Annotated in this window: 16 protein-coding genes; 9 read left to right on the top strand and 7 right to left on the bottom strand. The window is 72.4% G+C overall.

Annotated elements, in window-relative coordinates:
• Window positions 1-2: 2 nt before the first annotated feature.
• On the bottom strand, window positions 3-542 hold the full coding sequence (locus AB6N24_RS01765; protein ID WP_412867718.1) for a hypothetical protein: 540 nt from the start codon (window positions 540-542) through the stop codon (window positions 3-5).
• Window positions 543-1027: 485 nt separating this feature from the next.
• A complete protein-coding gene (locus tag AB6N24_RS01760) occupies window positions 1028-1396 on the bottom strand; it encodes a hypothetical protein (protein WP_412867717.1) in 369 nt (122 codons plus the stop codon).
• A 425-nt stretch (window positions 1397-1821) separates the two neighbouring features.
• Here AB6N24_RS01760 and AB6N24_RS01755 point away from each other — a divergent pair, with 425 nt between their 5' ends.
• Complete coding sequence (locus AB6N24_RS01755; RefSeq protein ID WP_412867716.1) at window positions 1822-2547, top strand: hypothetical protein; 726 nt, start codon at window positions 1822-1824, stop codon at window positions 2545-2547.
• A gap of 907 nt (window positions 2548-3454) precedes the next feature.
• Here the strand turns inward: AB6N24_RS01755 and AB6N24_RS01750 are convergent.
• Window positions 3455-3595, bottom strand: a complete 141-nt coding sequence (locus AB6N24_RS01750) for a hypothetical protein (protein ID WP_412867715.1) — start codon at window positions 3593-3595, stop codon at window positions 3455-3457.
• 118 nt (window positions 3596-3713) lie between these two features.
• Between AB6N24_RS01750 and AB6N24_RS01745 the strand changes: the two genes are divergently transcribed.
• Window positions 3714-4256: a hypothetical protein gene (locus AB6N24_RS01745; protein WP_412867714.1), complete on the top strand. Its 543-nt coding sequence runs from the start codon at window positions 3714-3716 to the stop codon at window positions 4254-4256.
• Between the two features lie 53 nt (window positions 4257-4309).
• Here the strand turns inward: AB6N24_RS01745 and AB6N24_RS01740 are convergent, their stop codons facing one another.
• On the bottom strand, window positions 4310-4963 hold the full coding sequence (locus tag AB6N24_RS01740; protein WP_412867713.1) for a response regulator transcription factor: 654 nt from the start codon (window positions 4961-4963) through the stop codon (window positions 4310-4312).
• Between the two features lie 133 nt (window positions 4964-5096).
• On the opposite strand from AB6N24_RS01740, the gene AB6N24_RS01735 reads away from it, so the two are divergent.
• On the top strand, window positions 5097-5984 hold the full coding sequence (locus AB6N24_RS01735) for a universal stress protein (protein WP_412867712.1): 888 nt from the start codon (window positions 5097-5099) through the stop codon (window positions 5982-5984).
• On the opposite strand, the gene AB6N24_RS01730 is transcribed toward AB6N24_RS01735, so the two are convergent.
• Window positions 5963-7600, bottom strand: a complete 1638-nt coding sequence (locus tag AB6N24_RS01730) for a GAF domain-containing sensor histidine kinase (RefSeq protein WP_412867711.1) — start codon at window positions 7598-7600, stop codon at window positions 5963-5965. The genes AB6N24_RS01735 and AB6N24_RS01730 overlap by 22 nt on opposite strands.
• A gap of 79 nt (window positions 7601-7679) precedes the next feature.
• On the opposite strand from AB6N24_RS01730, the gene AB6N24_RS01725 reads away from it, so the two are divergent.
• On the top strand, window positions 7680-8087 hold the full coding sequence (locus tag AB6N24_RS01725; RefSeq protein ID WP_412867710.1) for a response regulator: 408 nt from the start codon (window positions 7680-7682) through the stop codon (window positions 8085-8087).
• 42 nt (window positions 8088-8129) lie between these two features.
• Here AB6N24_RS01725 and AB6N24_RS01720 read toward each other — a convergent pair whose 3' ends face one another.
• Complete coding sequence (locus AB6N24_RS01720) at window positions 8130-9185, bottom strand: zinc-dependent alcohol dehydrogenase family protein (protein WP_412867709.1); 1056 nt, start codon at window positions 9183-9185, stop codon at window positions 8130-8132.
• A 192-nt stretch (window positions 9186-9377) separates the two neighbouring features.
• On the opposite strand from AB6N24_RS01720, the gene AB6N24_RS01715 reads away from it, so the two are divergent.
• Together AB6N24_RS01715 and AB6N24_RS01710 are read left to right on the top strand one after the other, a co-directional pair.
• Entirely contained in the window at window positions 9378-10328 is a 951-nt protein-coding gene (locus AB6N24_RS01715) for an ABC transporter ATP-binding protein (protein ID WP_412867708.1), read from the top strand.
• Window positions 10325-11983: an ABC transporter permease gene (locus AB6N24_RS01710; RefSeq protein ID WP_412867707.1), complete on the top strand. Its 1659-nt coding sequence runs from the start codon at window positions 10325-10327 to the stop codon at window positions 11981-11983. Before AB6N24_RS01715 ends, AB6N24_RS01710 begins: the two co-directional genes overlap by 4 nt.
• 445 nt (window positions 11984-12428) lie before the next feature.
• On the opposite strand, the gene AB6N24_RS01705 is transcribed toward AB6N24_RS01710, so the two are convergent.
• Window positions 12429-12755 (bottom strand): hypothetical protein, encoded by a 327-nt coding sequence (locus AB6N24_RS01705; RefSeq protein WP_412867706.1) that lies wholly within the window; start codon window positions 12753-12755, stop codon window positions 12429-12431.
• A 115-nt stretch (window positions 12756-12870) separates the two neighbouring features.
• Here AB6N24_RS01705 and AB6N24_RS01700 point away from each other — a divergent pair, with 115 nt between their 5' ends.
• From AB6N24_RS01700 to AB6N24_RS01690, 3 genes are all read left to right on the top strand, one after another.
• Window positions 12871-13542: a TetR/AcrR family transcriptional regulator gene (locus AB6N24_RS01700; RefSeq protein ID WP_412867705.1), complete on the top strand. Its 672-nt coding sequence runs from the start codon at window positions 12871-12873 to the stop codon at window positions 13540-13542.
• Window positions 13543-13609: 67 nt separating this feature from the next.
• Window positions 13610-14518 carry an ABC transporter ATP-binding protein gene (locus AB6N24_RS01695; protein ID WP_412867704.1) on the top strand — a complete coding sequence of 303 codons (909 nt, stop codon included), beginning with the start codon at window positions 13610-13612 and terminating at the stop codon, window positions 14516-14518.
• On the top strand, window positions 14515-16164 hold the full coding sequence (locus AB6N24_RS01690) for an ABC transporter permease (protein ID WP_412867703.1): 1650 nt from the start codon (window positions 14515-14517) through the stop codon (window positions 16162-16164). The genes AB6N24_RS01695 and AB6N24_RS01690 overlap by 4 nt, the downstream gene beginning before the upstream one ends.
• Window positions 16165-16200 lie beyond the last annotated feature (36 nt).

The raw sequence follows: 16200 nt of genomic DNA, 5'->3' as shown, positions 1-16200 counted from the left end.
GCTCAGGAAGGCACGCCGGGCGTCGCACCCCGGGTCGCGTTCACGACCGGTCCCCAGTCGCCGAAGGCCGGGATGTCGAGCCATCCGCCTTCCGTGGGGATGTCGGCGAAGCTCGTGACGTGCGTCGGAGCAGACGCACCATCGTTGATCGACAGCGTGCCGGTTCCGTCTGGCGCGCGGGTGGTCCGCACGGTGAGCTGCGCCTCGGCGAGCCGGTGGCGCCCGGAGTCGTCGGCGTAGTCGTAGTCGCTCGAGGACGAACGCCACAGACGGCCGTCGACGACCTCGTAGTCCGAGACCCGCACGACCGATCCGGACGGGCTGAGCAGCTGCACCCGGATCGCGCCCGACGCAGCGAGGCCGACGAGCCACAGCGGCTTCACTGCACCGTCGGTGTCGCGTCGGGACGCGTCGACCACCTCGATACCCTCGCCGGCCCGCACCAGCCGTTCCGCCTCGTGCGGCGGTACCCACGCGTGGTCGCGAGCAGGTCGGCGCGTCGCGAGGTTGTAGCGCGTGGTGTAGAGCACCTCGTCCCTCACGACCTCACTCCCCGCGATACGTACGGCGCAAGCTCACGGATCTAGGAGTCTCCGGCGCCGCGAGGGTACTCGACCAGCCCGTCAGGAATCGGGCTGTCCTGCGTGAGGACGACGAGCACCATGTCCCCTCGAGCGGCGCACCCACTGGTCCCGGCGGGCAGCTTGGCGGCGTTTCCGTCCGTCGGCGCCACGACCAGATCGGCGCGGTTCGGGTTGTGCTTGCGGAGCATCCGCGGAACTGCTGCCCAGCCAGGACCACTGCACCCGCACCCACCACGGCACGAGCGACGTGGTGGGATCCAGCCACAGCGGCGTCCCGTTCGCACCGAGGTTGTGCGCTCCCTGACCCTGCAGGTTGAACGCCGCGTGATCGGCGATCGCCGTCATGAGCGCCAGCAACGGCACACCCAGCGCCAGGTGCTGTCGTACGGACGATCACCGACTCCAGCCATCGTCGCCAGTCGTTCGACCAGAACCGCCGGTGGTCAACGACGCGGGTCTGCTCTGAGGAGGGCTGCGTCGAGCTCGGCGTTGCTCGGGGCGTGCAGCACCTCACCGTTGTTCAGGACGACCTTCGGCGGGACGGCGCGATGGTCTCCCAGGCTGTGGCTGAGATGTTCGGCGTCGTGCTCGTCCAGCTCGACGACGTCCGCGCTCAGGCCGCGGGCCGCGATCGCGTCGACGAGTCGCTGGTCGTCGGGCGAGCCGGCGCGCAGGACGACTCGCAGGTCCGGGGGGGCTGCCCAGGAGCAGCGCCCGCCGCAGCAGGAACGCATCGCCGAGAACGTCGACATCCTCGACTTCACGCTGACCAGCACCGAGGTCGCCTCCGTCGACGCTCTCGACACCGGCATCAGCGGCTCGATCGACCCCAGCTCCCTCACCCTCGAGCAGCACGGCATGCCCGTCCCCGACTGATGAGGACGCCCAGCGGCATTCACGCCTGGGTCCCCGCAGTCCCAGGGTCGAAGACGAGGTTGGCGTCCTGAACGTCGCACCGTCCTCTTCCGCGCCAGACGTCGGTCGTGCCGGCTCCTCCCTCGCTCGAGGCACTTCGGCCCTGTCACGTGCTGGGGTCGAGCCGCACGCTGGTGGGGACGATGGCGCGCAGCCGCGCGGTCACACGTCACGACCGTGCGCGCTGCGCGGTGCGCAGCAGTCGGCACGGGCTCGCCGAGAGGGGCTGGGTGCCATGCAGGACCGATGTCGGACATGGATCGTCTGCGGCGCGTCGTTCGCGACCGTGCTCGCGTGCGTGGTCGGGGGTGCGTCCACCGCTGTGGCGAAGGGAGGCGACGTCGGTAGCGCCAGCGACGTCTACCTGACCCGCGACCCGGCGACGGGCACCGGGTGGCCCGCGTTCGCGCCACGTGCCGGTGACCGTACGGGCCGGGTGTACGTCGCCGACGTCTACACCGGCCCGCACGCCATCCTCCGAGGCGAGCGGAGCGACGAGCTGGTGGTGCGGCACGGCGCGACCTTCAGCCACCCCGGCGTGAACGACTTCAGCTACGGGAACCCGGACGACGTCGTGCTCTTCGGGGACTGGGACGGCGACTTCTACGACACCCCGATGGTCCGGCGCGGCTCCTGGTTCTACCTGACGAACGCGTACGGCGGCGTCGCGCAGTCGGTGTTCTCGTACGGCGACCCGGGCGATGTGGTCCTCGTCGGGGACTGGGACGGCGACGGGGTCGACACGCTCGCCGTCCGTCGCGGCAGCACGTTCTACCTCCGCGAATCGAACACCACCGGCGTCGCGGACCGCGTCGTCTCCTACGGTGAACCGAGCGACATCGTGGTCGTCGGACGGTGGACCGAGACGGGTGGCGACACGTTCGCCGTGAGACGGGGCAACGTCTTCTACCTGCAGCCGTCGCTGGGTGCAGGGTTCGCTGAGGTCGTCTTCGCCTACGGCGACGCGACGGACTCACCGTACGTCCAGACCGTGCGCACGATGCAGGGTCGTGGCGCGGACTCCGTCGGAGTGCGACGTCCCGGCTGACGCCGGCGATCACTCCGCGTCCGGCAGCTCCGGCGACTCCGCGCCGGGGACGTGGCGGATGTCGGGTCGGTGGCGTCCCAGCTCGCCAGCAGCATCAGGCCGTGGGAGCTGGAGCTCAGGACGGCGCCAGTGCCGGCTGACCGCTGTGGGTCTGACCCCTGCGACGACGGTCGGGGGCGCCGAGCCGCGCTCGTCTCAGCGGACTGCCGAGACAGCCGGGCGGTGATGCGCCGTGGTCGACGACGGCGCGCGCGACTGGGAGCCGAGCGGCGCGCCGGCTCGCTGGGCGATGGCCGACGTCCCGGGCGACATTGCGAGGTGGCGCGGCGTCGTGACCCTGGGGGCGTGGGCTGCGCTCGCCGGCGTCGCGATGATCGTCGTCCAGATCGGGATCTACGTCGCCTGGCCGCCGCCGGTCACGGTAGAGGACTTCTACGCCGTGCTCCCACGTTCGCGCTCGCCTCACTCGTACCCTGGTCGGTCTTCGCCGTGCTCGTCTGGCGGCGTCTCCGGCGGCTGGCGCGGCGCAGCTCTACTCATATCGTGCCGCTGTCCGTCGGGACCGCGACCGTCGCACCGTGACGCGGGCCGAGGTCCTGCGCGACGAGACCGGGTCGTAGGCCTCTGTCGGGCTGGCCCCGGTCCTGCGAACTGGGCTCATCAGCACCCCGGCTCGCTCTGACAGGGACGCGCGGACCTGAGCGGATCGGTCGAGCACCCCTGCCGCCTGCGGGCACACGGCGACGGTGCGCCACGCGGGGAAGCAGGACGTTCGACTCTGCCCCGCGTTGCGCGCTCGGGATGTCATGGGACGAGGGCGTCGTCCTGGGAGGTGCTGGTCATGTCGGACATCGAAGCTGCACGGATCGTCAAGAGACGTCTGCGCGCCGAGCTGGCGAGAAGAGGCTCAGCGTGCGGCGTCGGGCTCGCGCGCCGCGACGACGGATGGGGCGTTCTGGTGGTCGTGCGCTCCGAGCGAGAGCGCCCCGACGTGCCCGACGCGGTCGACGGCGTTCCCGTCCAGGTCCGCGTGGTCGGGGACGTCCACGCCCAGCGCCGCAGCCGAGCGACGACGCGGTGCCGGACGAGCCCGCCAGGCCGCGGCGCACGTCGTGCCGCCGCCGCACCGTCGCACGATCCGTCGGAGCAGAACCGGAGGTAGGGACATGTACGCGCTCGTGGTGGTCGAGTCGATGTTCGGCAACACCCGTGAGGTGGGCCGCGCCGTGGCGCGTGGCCTGTCGGCCGTTGCGGATGTCGACGTGGTCGACGTCGCCGAGGCGCCGAGACAGCTGTGTCCCGGGACGGACCTGCTCGTCGTCGGTGCGCCGACCCACGCGTTCAGCCTGAGCCGGCCCAGCACCCGGGCGGACGCGCACCGTCAGGCGGGCACGCAGGAGGACTCGCCCCAGGTGGAGACCGGTGTGCGCGAGTGGCTCGCAGCGCTCGACACGGGTGGTGCGGACGTCGTCGGCGCGGCCTTCGACACCCGGGTCGCCCACCCGCACCTGCCAGGATCTGCGGCCCGCGCGGCGCACCGGCGGCTCAAGGGCCGGGGCTTGACGACGCCCCTTCCCCCGGAGAGCTTCTGGGTCGACGGGACCACCGGTCCGCTCCGCCACGGCGAGGTGGCGCGGGCGACCGCATGGGGCACGGACCTCGGGCGCGCCGCGTCCGACCCTCACCGCCGTCGCGCGGTTGGTGCCTGACGCGGCGTGCAGGAGCCACGCCCGCACCGGCCTGGAGCTGGTGCGGGCGTGGCTCACGCTTCAGGAGCCCCCGGGTGCGCCCGGTGCTCCTCGACGATGTACAGCGCCGCCTGCGTCCGGCCCTGCACCTCGATCTTCGCGAGGATGCTCGAGACGTAGTTCTTCACGGTCTTCTCCGCGAGCCCCATCTGATGGGCGATCTGCCGGTTCGTGAGTCCGTGACCCACCAGCTCGAGCGTGGCGCGTTCCTGAGCGCTGAGGCGCTCGAGCCGGGCGTCGTGCCGCTGCTCGGCGTGGAGTCGCTCGACGGCGTGACGTCGGGTCGCGGCATCGATCAAGGTCCTCCCCTGTGCGACCGAGCGGATGGCGTCGACGATCGCTGTGCCGCGGATCTCCTTCAGGACGTATCCGGCTGCACCTGCCGTGACCGCCGCGAGCAGCGCCTCGTCGTCCGCGAACGAGGTGAGCATGAGGCACCCGAGCGCCGGATCCTGCGCGCGCAGCTCGCGGCACACCTCGATCCCGTTGCCGTCGGGTAGCCGCACGTCGAGAACCGCGACGTCGACGGGGAGCAACGGCACGCGCACGAGGGCCTCGGCCGCGGTCTTGGCCTCACCGACGACCTGCATGTCCGGCTGGGAGTCGACGAGCCGGAGCAGTCCCTGACGGACGATCTCGTGATCGTCGAGCACGAAGACCTGGATCACGCGTGCCTCCCCTGTGTCGTCCGCTGCCGAGGGCGCCGTGTCGCAGCAGGGTCGGAAGACCCGAGACACCGCACCGCGCCCGTGACCATCGTGGACCTGTCCGCTCGTCCCGACCGCGTTCCTGGAGGTAGTCATGCGTACCGACGGCCCGCTCGTCATCGCGCTGGACGGCTCGCCGCACAGCGAGCAGACGCTGCAGTGGGGGCTCGCCGAGGCGGAGCGCCGCGGTGCCCGCGTCACCCTGGCGCGCGCCTTCCAGGAGCCGCGCGAGATCTCGCAGTGGAGCTGGTACCCGATCTTCGAGGACCTCAGCTTCGACACCGAGGCGAAGGAGTATCTCGAGGACCGCTGCGAGCGCGAGTCCGCACGGCACCCCCGGCTCACGATCGAGACGGCGCTCCTGCACGGCGCCGAGGTGCCGCAGCTGCGCACCCTGAGCAAGGACGCGCAGCTCCTGGTCCTCGGCGCACGGGGTCATTCCGTCCGCCGGCACATCGGCCGGGTGAGTGCACACCTGGCCGCGCACGCGCGGTGCCCGGTGGCTGTCGTGCGCTCCGACCCCGACCATCCCCTCGCGAACGACGCGCCCGTGGTCGTCGGGGTCGACGGCTCGGCGACGTCCGTGGCTGCAGCGCGTGTCGCCGCCCGCGAGGCGGAGCTGCGCGACGTCGAGCTCGTCGTGGTCCACGCCCGTCCGACCTACCCCGATCCCTACGGCACCGGGGGCCTCACCCGTGACCCCGTGGTGACGGCCGACGAGGACGCCGCAGCGCACCGGGCGGCCACGACGGTGGCCGACGGCCTGCGCGACGCCCACCCTGGGCTCGGGGTCCGGCTGCGCCTCGTGGACGACGAGCCCGTGCACGCGCTCGTGGAGGCGTCTCGCGGTGCTCCGCTGCTCGTGGTCGGCTCCCGGGGCCTGGGCGCGTTCCAGGGGATGCTGCTGGGGGCGGTGAGCAGCGACGCCGTCCGGACCGCGACCACGTCGGTGCTCGTGGTTCACGAGGTCGAGGCGGCGTGACGTCCGTCCTCGCCGAGCGTGACGCCGCCGTCATGCCCGGCGAGTGGCACCGACCAGGTGAGGACGGTCCCGCCGCGGTCTCCTCGCTCGAGGGTCAGGACGCCGCCGTGGCGTCGCGCACGGTCGGTGAGGTTCGCCAGGCCGCTGGTGCGGGCGACGGTCGTCGGCAGGCCCACGCCGTCGTCCGCCACCCGGACGACAAGCTCCGGGCCGACCTGCACCTCGACGACAGCCGATCGCGCCCGGGCATGGCGCGCCGTGTTCGCCAACGCCTCGCGCACCACGGCGACCGCGTCCTCACCGACCTCCGCCGGCACGATCGCGGTGACCCCCTCGGTGCGCAGCCCGGGGAGAAATCCCAGCAGCTCGCGGGCGTGCACCACCTCGGTGTCGATCCGGTGCCGGAACCCGAACGCCTCCGAACGCGGACGTGACCCGAGCCGGAAGATCGAGGACCGGATCTCCTTGATCGTCTCGTCGAGCTCGTCCACAGCACCGTCGAGGCGCTGCGCGACGTCGACACGCACCGCGTCCTGCGCGGCGCCCTGCACCGTGAGCCCGATGGCGAACAGCCGCTGGATCACCATGTCGTGCAGGTCGCGCGCGATGCGCTCGCGTTCCTCGAGCACAGCGAGACGTGCCCGGTCGTGCTGTGCGGCGGTCACGTCGAGGGCGAGCGCGAGCTGCTCGCTGAAGCTGGCGACCATCCCGAGGTCGAGCTGCGGTTCGACCCCGCCGACCTCCCTTCGCCAGGAGACGACGACCGCGCCCATCCGTCGCTCGACGCTCAGCAGGGGGATCACCAGGGTCCAGGCCGGGCAGTCGAGCCCGGTCCCGGCGCCGTCCGGAGACTCCGTCAGGACCGGTCGGTCCGCCTGGAGCGCCGTGCGGGCGAGGTGCTCGGGAGAGTCGCCGTCCTGCCGAACAACGACGGCTGCATCCGCCTGCGCCGCCTCACGCACGCACGCGAGCACATCGCTCGTCCAGTCCTCCCCTGCCGTCGCGGTCACGAGCCGCGTGCAGGTGGCGGCCGCCTCGAGCCACCGCTCGTGCTCGCGCACGACCCGGTAGGTGCGCGCGTGGTCGATCGCGACACCCGCCGCCGCCGCGAGGGCGACGACGACCTGCTCGTCCTCGGGCGTGAAGTCGACGGAGGCCCCGGACTCCCCCGTCTTCTCGGTGAGGTAGAGGTTCCCGAAGACCTCGCCGCGGGCCCGCACCGGGAGACCCAGAAAGGTGCGCATCGGTGGGTGGTGCGGAGGGAAGCCGACCGCCGCGGGATGCTCGGTGAGGTCGTGGAGTCTCAGGGCCCTCGGCTCGGTGATGATGTGGCCGAGCACACCCCGGCCGTGCGGCAGAGGACCGATCGCCCGACGGGTGCTCGGGTCGATGCCGCGGGTGACGAACTGCTCGAGGCCGCCCTGCTCTCCCAGCACACCGAGGGCACCGTAGCGAGCATCGGTCAGCCGGCACGCGACCGCGACCAGGCGGTCCAGGACGGTTGCGATGTCCATCTCGCTCGACATCGACACGATCGCGTCCATCAACGCCTGCAGGCGGTCGTCAGTCAGCGGCTCCGTCGCCGGGACAGGGCCGCCACCGTGGGCGGGATCCATCCTCGGAGCATAGGCCCGGACAGCACGGGCGTGACCTTCTCCTCTGCCGGGAACCGCAGGGGTCAACCACCATCGCGGGATGACCGGGTTGCGAGTGCTCGTGGTGGACGACGAGGCCGTCGTGCGCTCCTGGCTGCGCAGCGCCCTCGACGCGGCGGGCGACGGCGCCGACCTCCACGAGGCGGTCGACTGCGCACAAGCGCTCAAGATCGTCGCTCGGGCCCGCCCCGACGTCGTGGTCGTGGACGACGGGCTCGACGACCACCACGGGATCGCGCTGTGCCGCCGGATCCGTGCCCGCCGTCCGGACATCGCCCTGGTGCTCCTCACGTCGTTCGACGACGCGGTCGCCACCCGCACGGTCCGCCTCGCCGACGCGGACGGCTACGTCCTGCGCGACCTGCGCGATGGCGACCTCGGGCAGGCGCTCCGTTCGGCGGTCAGCTCCCGCGCCGGGCGCACCGCGTCCCCTCGCCTCCTGACGTGACAGGAGCCGAGGGGACGCTCGGCGGTCGCGGTCCGGCGTGCGTCAGCGGCTCAGGACCACCTTGAGCGCCTGGGTGCGGGCGGCGTCGCCGAAGGTCGCGTACGCCTGCATCACGTCGTCGAGCGCGAACCGGTGGCTCACGAGCTGCTCGACCGGCAGCTTGTGCTGCGCGACCAGCTTGAGGAGCATGCCGAGGCTCGTGGTGTTCACCAGACCAGTGGTGATCGTGATGTTCCGGATCCACAGGTCCTGGAGGTCGAGCCGCACCGGGGAGCCGTGGACTCCGACGTTCGCGACCGATCCCCCGGGCCTGACCAGCTGCGTGCACATCTGGAACGTCGCGGGCACTCCCACGGCCTCGACGGCGACGTCGACGCCGTAGCCGTCCGTCAGCGCGAGCACCTCCTCGAGCCAGCCCTCCGTCCCGGACAGGACGGTGTGGGTCGCGCCGAGCTTCGTCGCACGTTCCAGCCGGTGCGGGTCGAGGTCGATCGCGACGACCTGCGCGGCACCGTGGAGCGACGCGGTCGCCACGACGGCGAGACCGACCGGCCCGGCACCGACGACCGCGACGGTGTCGCCGGGCTTGACCCGGCCGTACTGCACGCCGATCTCGAAGCCCGTAGGGAAGATGTCGGAGAGCAGGACCGCGGACTCGTCCGGGACGTCCCCGGGGACGGGGTAGAGCGAGTTGTCCGCGAACGGGATCCGGACCAGCTCAGCCTGCGTGCCGTCGACGAGGTGGCCGAGGATCCAGCCGATCCCGGACGCACCTTCCTCGGCGAGGCAGTGCGAGGGGTTGCCGCTGCGGCAGTACGTGCAGACGCCGCACGAGCTGATGCACGCGATGATCGCCCGGTCGCCGACGCGGAGGTTGCGCACCGCGCTGCCGACCTCGACGACGGTGCCGACGCCCTCGTGCCCGAGGATCCTGCCCTCGGTCACCGCCGGGACGTCTCCCTTGAGGATGTGCAGGTCCGTCCCGCAGATGGTGGTCGTGTCGATCCGGACGACAGCGTCGGTCGCGTCGATGACATGGGGGTCAGGGACCTCTTCCCACCGGATGCTGCCGGGACCGTGGTAGACGAGCGCCTTCATGAGTCCTCCCCACCTCGAAACGGGCCGGCCGGGTCGTCCGCCCGTGCCGGACCACCGTGCGGTGGTGCGGAGGTCGAGCACCAGGGCCAGAAGTCACACGGCCGGCCGGCGGCCGAGTCGAAGGTCCCTGGTACCGGCCGCAGGTCCGGTGGAGCGTGGAGGTGACGCGCACGCGGCACACGGAGGTGTCTCATGGCGGCGATCTCGGTCGACGGCCTGCGCAAGGAGTACGGCGACACCGTGGCCGTCGACGGCCTGTCGTTCACGGTGGACGACGGAGAGGTCGTCGCGCTCCTCGGTCCCAACGGCGCCGGCAAGACGACGACCGTCGAGATCCTCGAGGGCCACCGGTCGCGCACCCGCGGGGAGGTGCGCGTGCTCGGCTTCGACCCCGCGACGGGTGGACGTGAGATGCGCGAGCGCGTCGGGATCGTCCTGCAGGACGCGGGGTTCGACGAGCTGTTCACGGTCGCGGAGACGGTGCGTCTCTTCAGCCGCATGTACCCGCGCGGCCTCGACGCGGACGACGTCATCGACCGCGTCGGGCTCACGGACGCGCGCGACCGGCGGATCCGTACGCTCTCCGGCGGCCAGCGCAGACGGCTCGACCTCGCGCTCGGGCTCGCCGGCGACCCGCAGCTGCTCTTCCTCGACGAGCCGACCACCGGCTTCGACCCCGCGGCGCGCCGCCGCGCCTGGGATCTGGTCGAGGAGCTCCGGGCCGGCGGGACGACCGTGCTGCTGACGACCCACTACATGGACGAGGCCGAGCACCTCGCCGACCGCGTGGCAGTGCTCGTCCACGGCCGGCTCGCCGCCCTCGGGACGCCGTCCGAGCTCGGCGCGGGAGGCAGTCCCACGGTGTCGTTCCGGCTCCCACCCGAACACCCCGCGTCGGACCTTCCCCCGCTCGACGGCCCGCTGGTAGCCACCGGCCTCGACTGGCAGATCGCCACCGCGCACCCGACAGGTGTGCTGCACACGCTGACCGGCTGGGCGCTGGACCGCGGCGTCGAGCTCGCCGCGTTGTCGGTCCGGCAGGCCAGCCTCGAGGACGTGTACCTCGACCTGGTCGGCACGCCGCACGACGATCCGCTGCAGCTCGCGGCCTCGCCCGGTTCGCACGGAGAGGTGGTGCGATGACCGCCGTTGCGCATCTCGCCCCGTCCCCCGGACGAGCGGCCCGCCCCGGGGGCGGGACGCTGCTGCGGGACCAGTACCTGCATGCGCTTCAGGACCTCTGGAGATCTCGGCTGACGCTCGCCTTCTCGCTCGCTCTTCCCCTCGTCTGGCTGCTCGTCATCGGTGCCGTCGCCGGCAACGACGTGCTCGACGGCACGGGCGGCCTCCGGGTGATGCAGGTCGTCACACCGGCGGCGGCGGCCATGGGTCTCGTGTTCGCGGCCTTCCCGACCGTGGCCACGACGCTCGCGGAGGCACGGGACCGGCGTGTCCTCAAGCGCGTGCTCGGCAGCCCGCTCCCGATCCCGCTCTACCTCACCGCGCGGATCGCCGCCGCTGCCACCTTCGCTCTCGCCTCGGTCGCCGTCGCTCTCGCGGTCGGCATCGTCGCGTACGACGTGCAGCTGGTCCCCCGGACGCTCCCTGCGACGCTGGTGACCCTCGCTGCCGGGCTCGGCTGCTTCGCCGCGCTGGGCGTTGCTACGGCTGCGCTGTCGCGGACCGCCGCAGCAGCGCAGGCCGGCTCCGTCGCCATCGCGGTCGTCCTCATGTTCGCCTCGGGCACGTTCATGGTCGGGGTGGAGATGCCTGGGTGGCTGTCGTCCGCCGCGGCCCTGCTGCCGCTCGAACCCTTCACGACGAGCCTCCAGGGCCAGTTCGACCCGCACGCCGCGGGCGGCGGGTGGGACGGTCGGACGCTCCTCGTCCTGGCGTTCTGGGGAGCCGGCGCTGTGACCGTGGCGTCGATCCGCTTCCACGTCGAACCGGCGGCACCGCGCGTCGTGCACCATCGTGGACGGGGACCAGCCGATGCTGCTCGAACCCCGCATCCGGCACAGCACTCGTCGCGCGCTCGGAATGGTCGGGCCCTGAGCAGCGTGTCCCTGGTGCTGGACCAGGCACGTGCCGCCGACCGGGCGGCACGCCGTGACTCGGGCGCCGTGTTCTTCGCCGTCGTGATGCCCGTGGGCCTGCACGCGCTGATGGTGACGCTGCAAGGGCCGGACGTGACCATCGACGGCGTGCCGTTCGTCTCCTCGTTCGCCGCGAGCATGGCGGCGTGGGGGCTCAGCGTGATCGCGTTCATGAACCTGCCCGAGGCGGTCGCGCGGGCGCGCGACCGTGGCGAGCTCAAGCGGCTCACCGGAACTCCCCTGCGGGGCTGGGAGTACCTCGCCGGACGGGTGATGGCCGGCATGTGGCTCTCGCTGATCGTCGCCCTCCTGCTGATGGTCACCTCCTTCTTCCTCGGTGCACCGCTCGCCGTCACCGATGCCCTGCTGGTGGTGCCTGCGGTCGTCCTCGGCACCCTGGCCATGGCAGCACTCGGGTTCGCGGTGGCGGCCGCCTGCCCGACGGCGGAGGCGGTCGGCGCTCTCGCTCTCGTCGTGCTCCTGCCACTCGCCTTCGTCTCCGACGTGTTCGTCGTCCCCCTGCCCGACTGGATGGCCGGCGTCGGCTCCGTTCTGCCGCTGCACCACGTGCGCGGTGCGCTGCTCGCGGCACGGAGTCCCGCCGACGGTGCGGTCCCGTGGGGACACCTCGGCATCCTGCTGCTGTGGTCGGTGGTCGCCGGGGCGTTCGCGCTGCGCTTCTTCCGGTGGGAGAGGCGATGAGCTCCGCCACGGGACGACGGCGTGGGGCGCGGCCTTCCCTCGCGGCGCGGCGCGCCGGCTACGCCGTCTCCGTGCTCGTCAACGCCGCGCTCCTGTGGTTCGTGAACGCCTGGCCGGGGTGGCAAGCCCTTCCGTTCCTCACTCGGTGAGGCGCGGGGGTCGTCCGGTCGCCTTCACCTCTGTTCTCGGCCGTGTTTCGCAGGCGAATCGCGTCCCGCGGACCCACAAGGTCGCTTCCGCCGCCGGGCTCACACCCTCATCGGCTACGGCGCGACGCGCAGTTCAAGCCAGCCAACGGGAGCCGTGACATGGCGTGGGCTCCTGTGGACGACGTGCCCCGCGTTCGTCGTCCCACTGGAACAAGACGAGCGTTGCGGCTGCGGGCGTATGACGGTGGCACGACGACCCAGGAGCCCCGGGCAAACCGAGCGTCCCGGTTGTGGGGTCAGCCGAGCGGACGGACCGGGACGTACCGATCCTCGGCATCGCGGACGAGCAGCGTCGCGACGTCGCCCTCGACGCGGACGAGACCGTCGCTCCAGGCGCCGTCCATGAGCATCCGTACCTGCGCCTGACCGTCGCCAGTGGGAAGCATGTACTCGTCGAGCAGCACCTCGGCGCGCTCCGCCTGCTGCTCGACCTGCCCGGCGAGGTCCGGATCGGTGCGCACGTCGACGACGAACCACGCCCCGATGCACACCACCGCGACGGCCAGCACGACGAGCAGAGGGACCCACAGCCGCTCGAGCGAGTCATTGCGACCGCGAGGCATGTCCTTCGCCATCTCGAGGCGGACTTGCCGCAACACGTCACCGTCATGTCTGCCGCAGCCTCCGGCACTGAAGACCCCTTGCGTCGCGACTGAACACGCGTTTAGTCTGAGTGCCATGGCAAGGTCAGCCCGGGTCGATGACCTGACGGCGCGCACGCGGATCCGCGACGCCGCAGTGGCCCGGTTCGGGCGCGAGGGCTTCGGCGTCGGACTGCGCATGATCGCGGAGGACGCCGGGGTCAGTGCGGCGCTGATCCTGCACCACTTCGGCTCCAAGGAGGGCTTGCGCGCGGCGTGCGACGCGCACGTCCTGGCCGAGATCCGGGCGTCGAAGGAGCGGGCCCTGGCGGGCGGCGGCACGCAGGACGTGCTGCTGCAGCTGGCGTCCATGGACGAGTACGCGCCGCTGGTCGGGTATGCGCTGCGGAGCCTCCAGGCCGGCGGAGACCTGGCGCGGGACTTCGTCGAGCACTTCATCGCGGACGCCGAGGTGTACATCGCCGAGGCGGTCGCCGCCGGCACGATGCGTCCCAGCCGCGACGAGAAGGCGCGGGCCCGCTACCTGACCGTGCAGGGTCTCGGTGCGCTGCTGCTGGACATGACGCTGAACCCGCCGGCCGACCCGACCGACGTCGTCTCGATGCTGCACGGGTACCGGGACCGGATGATGCTGCCGACCGTCGAGCTGTTCACGCACGGTCTGATGACGGACAACACGATGCTCGACGCGTACCTGCTCTACGTGTGCGACCCGCCGGAGGCGCCCGACGCTGCACGCAGCGCCTGACACGGCGGAGCCGCCCGGCCCCGCCGACGACCCTGTCCCGGCGGTACCCCACGAGAGCGTGAGTGCGATGTCCCCTGTCATCGATGTGCGAGCCCTGACCAAGTCGTTCGGCGCGGTGCGTGCGCTGGACGAGCTCGACCTGACCGTGGCGCCCGGCGAGGTGCACGGTTTCCTCGGCCCGAACGGCGCCGGGAAGTCCACGACCATCCGGGTGCTGCTCGGCCTGCTGCGCGCCGACTCCGGCACGGTGCGGCTCTTCGGAGACGACCCGTGGGCGGACGCCGTCGCCCTGCACCGGCGCCTGGCCTACGTGCCCGGCGACGTGAACCTGTGGCCCAAGCTCACGGGCGGGGAGGTCATCGACCTGTTCGCGAGCCTGCGCGGGCGGCTCGACCCGGCGCGCAAGGCCGCGCTGCTCGAGCGCTTCGACCTCGACCCGACGAAGAAGACGCGAACCTACTCGAAGGGCAACCGGCAGAAGGTGGCGCTGGTGGCCGCGCTGGCGAGCGACGTCGAGCTCCTCGTCCTGGACGAGCCGACGTCCGGGCTGGACCCGCTGATGGAGCTCGCGTTCCAGCAGTGCGTCCAGGAGGTCACCGCGCGGGGGACGACCGTGCTGCTCTCGAGCCACATCCTGGCCGAGGTCGAGAAGCTCTGCGACCGGGTCACGATCATCCGCGCCGGGCGCTCCGTGCAGAGCGGCAGCCTGGCGGACATGCGTCACCTGACCCGCAGCACCGTGCGCGTCTCCACGTCCCAGGGCGCCGAGGCCGTGCGTGTGCTCGACGGGGTCCACGACGTCGTGCAGGACGGGTCGCGCCTGACGTTCACGGTCGACGACGTAGCGCTGTCCCGTGTGATGGCCGCGTTGGCGACCGCGGGCATCACGAACCTCACGGTGACCCCGCCGACGCTCGAGGAGCTCTTCCTCCACCACTACGACGGCGCGACGAGCGTGGTCGGCGGTGTGCGATGACCACGCTGACCCGCGCGCACCGGACCGCGCCGGACGTCGCCCCCGCGCCTGGCTCGGCGCTGACCGGGACCGGTCGCCTGCTGCGGTTCGGACTGCGCCGCGACCGGGTCCGGATCGCCGTGTGGGCGCTGAGCATCGGGGCGCTCATCGGGTACATGGGGGCGGCGCTCCCCGTGGTCTACCCGGACGCCGCCGCGATGCAGACGCGGGCCGAGATCATGAAGGACCCGTCGGGGGCGTTCATGACCGGCCCGGGCTACGGCCTGGACGCCTACTCGTTCGGGGTGATGATCGCCAACGAGATGCTCGGGATGATCGCGGTCGCCGTCGCGCTCATGTCGATCTTCCTGGTCGTGCGGCACACGCGCGCCGAGGAGGAGTCCGGGCGCGCCGACATGGTGCGCGCGGGCGCGGTGGGTCGCGGCGCCCCGTTGACGGCCGCGCTCGGGGTCCTGGCCGTGGCGAACGTGGCGGTCGGTGCCGTGCTGCTTGCCGCGCTGGTCGGGAGCGACCTCGATCCGGTGGACTCGCTCGCGGTCGCCGCCGGTGCCGCCGCGGTCGGCCTCACGTTCGGAGCCGTCGCGGCCGTGGCGGCGCAGCTGAGCGAGCACGCCCGCACCGCCTCGGGCATGGCGGGTGCGCTGCTCGGGCTCGCCGACGTGCTGCGCGGGGTCGGCGACGCCCAGCAGCGCGGCGGCAGCGCCCTGTCGTGGCTGTCGCCCGTCGGCTGGGCCCAGCAGACCCGCGCGTTCGTCGACCTGCGGTGGTGGCCGCTGCTCCTCGCGGTCGCGACGACGGGGGTGCTCGTCGCCGCGGCGTTCGCGCTCGTCGGGCGCCGGGACGTCGGCGCGGGGATCGTCCCCTCACGTCGGGGGCGCCCCGCAGCGCGCCGGGCGCTGCTGAGCCCCGCCGGCCTGGCCCTGCGCATGGAGCGGGCGACGATCGTCTGGTGGGCTGTGGGGTTGTTCGTCTTCGCGATCCTCACCGGCTCCATGGCCCAGGGCATCGTGGACAGCTTCGAGGCACAGCCCCAGCTCGCGGAGGTCTTCGGCGGGGCCGACGCCGGCGACGTGCTGCGCTCGACCCTGTCCGCGTTCCTGGCGTTCTTCGCCATGGCGGTCGCGGTCTACGCGGTCGTCTCCGTCAACCGGCTGAACCGGGAGGAGGACGAGGGCCGCACGAGCCTGGTGCTCGCGACGGCGGTGAGCCGGACGTCCTGGCTCGGCGGGTCGCTCGCCGTCACCGCCCTGGGGTCGGCGCTGCTCCTGCTGGCGTCCGGGCTCGGGTTGGGCGCCGGGGTCGCCGGCGCCGTCGAGGACCCCGCGCTCGTGGGTGAGTTCACGCTGGCCGCCCTGGTGTACCTGCCCGTGGTGCTGGCCTTCGTCGGCCTGGCGGCTCTCGCCCACGGCCTGCGCGCCGGTACGTGGTGGCTGTGGGTCGTCCTGGTGGTGTCGATCGTCGTCGGCCTGTACGGGCCCCTGTTCAACCTGCCTGACGCCGTTCTCGACGCCGCGCCGTTCGCCCTGGTCCCCAGTGCGCCGCACGAGACGGTCACGTTCGCACCGCTCGCCCTGATGTCGGTCGCTGCGGCAGTCCTGGCCACGGCCGCCGCAGGGGCGCTGCGCCGCCGCGACCTGACCGCCTGAGCCGCCGCTCGAGCTGCGGGCGAGCGGTAGGACGAC

Origin of the sequence: Cellulomonas jepli (assembly GCF_047229345.1) — a bacterium.
In the GTDB taxonomy this organism is placed as follows: Bacteria; Actinomycetota; Actinomycetes; order Actinomycetales; family Cellulomonadaceae; genus Cellulomonas_A.
Note: the sequence above shows the minus strand (reverse complement) of the source record. Positions and strands in the feature narration are given on the sequence as shown.

What these genes read in the sequence shown, in the direction of transcription:
- AB6N24_RS01760 (WP_412867717.1), bottom strand. Translation starts at nt 1,396, where the DNA reads ATGCCGGTGTCGAGAGCGTCGACGGAGGCGACCTCGGTGCTGGTCAGC.
- AB6N24_RS01735 (WP_412867712.1), top strand. Translation starts at nt 5,097, where the DNA reads ATGCGTACCGACGGCCCGCTCGTCATCGCGCTGGACGGCTCGCCGCAC.
- AB6N24_RS01725 (WP_412867710.1), top strand. Translation starts at nt 7,680, where the DNA reads ATGACCGGGTTGCGAGTGCTCGTGGTGGACGACGAGGCCGTCGTGCGC.
- AB6N24_RS01705 (WP_412867706.1), bottom strand. Translation starts at nt 12,755, where the DNA reads ATGCCTCGCGGTCGCAATGACTCGCTCGAGCGGCTGTGGGTCCCTCTG.
- AB6N24_RS01710 (WP_412867707.1), top strand. Translation starts at nt 10,325, where the DNA reads ATGACCGCCGTTGCGCATCTCGCCCCGTCCCCCGGACGAGCGGCCCGC.
- AB6N24_RS01720 (WP_412867709.1), bottom strand. Translation starts at nt 9,185, where the DNA reads ATGAAGGCGCTCGTCTACCACGGTCCCGGCAGCATCCGGTGGGAAGAG.
- AB6N24_RS01690 (WP_412867703.1), top strand. Translation starts at nt 14,515, where the DNA reads ATGACCACGCTGACCCGCGCGCACCGGACCGCGCCGGACGTCGCCCCC.
- AB6N24_RS01715 (WP_412867708.1), top strand. Translation starts at nt 9,378, where the DNA reads ATGGCGGCGATCTCGGTCGACGGCCTGCGCAAGGAGTACGGCGACACC.
- AB6N24_RS01695 (WP_412867704.1), top strand. Translation starts at nt 13,610, where the DNA reads ATGTCCCCTGTCATCGATGTGCGAGCCCTGACCAAGTCGTTCGGCGCG.
- AB6N24_RS01745 (WP_412867714.1), top strand. Translation starts at nt 3,714, where the DNA reads ATGTACGCGCTCGTGGTGGTCGAGTCGATGTTCGGCAACACCCGTGAG.
- AB6N24_RS01700 (WP_412867705.1), top strand. Translation starts at nt 12,871, where the DNA reads ATGGCAAGGTCAGCCCGGGTCGATGACCTGACGGCGCGCACGCGGATC.
- AB6N24_RS01730 (WP_412867711.1), bottom strand. Translation starts at nt 7,600, where the DNA reads ATGGATCCCGCCCACGGTGGCGGCCCTGTCCCGGCGACGGAGCCGCTG.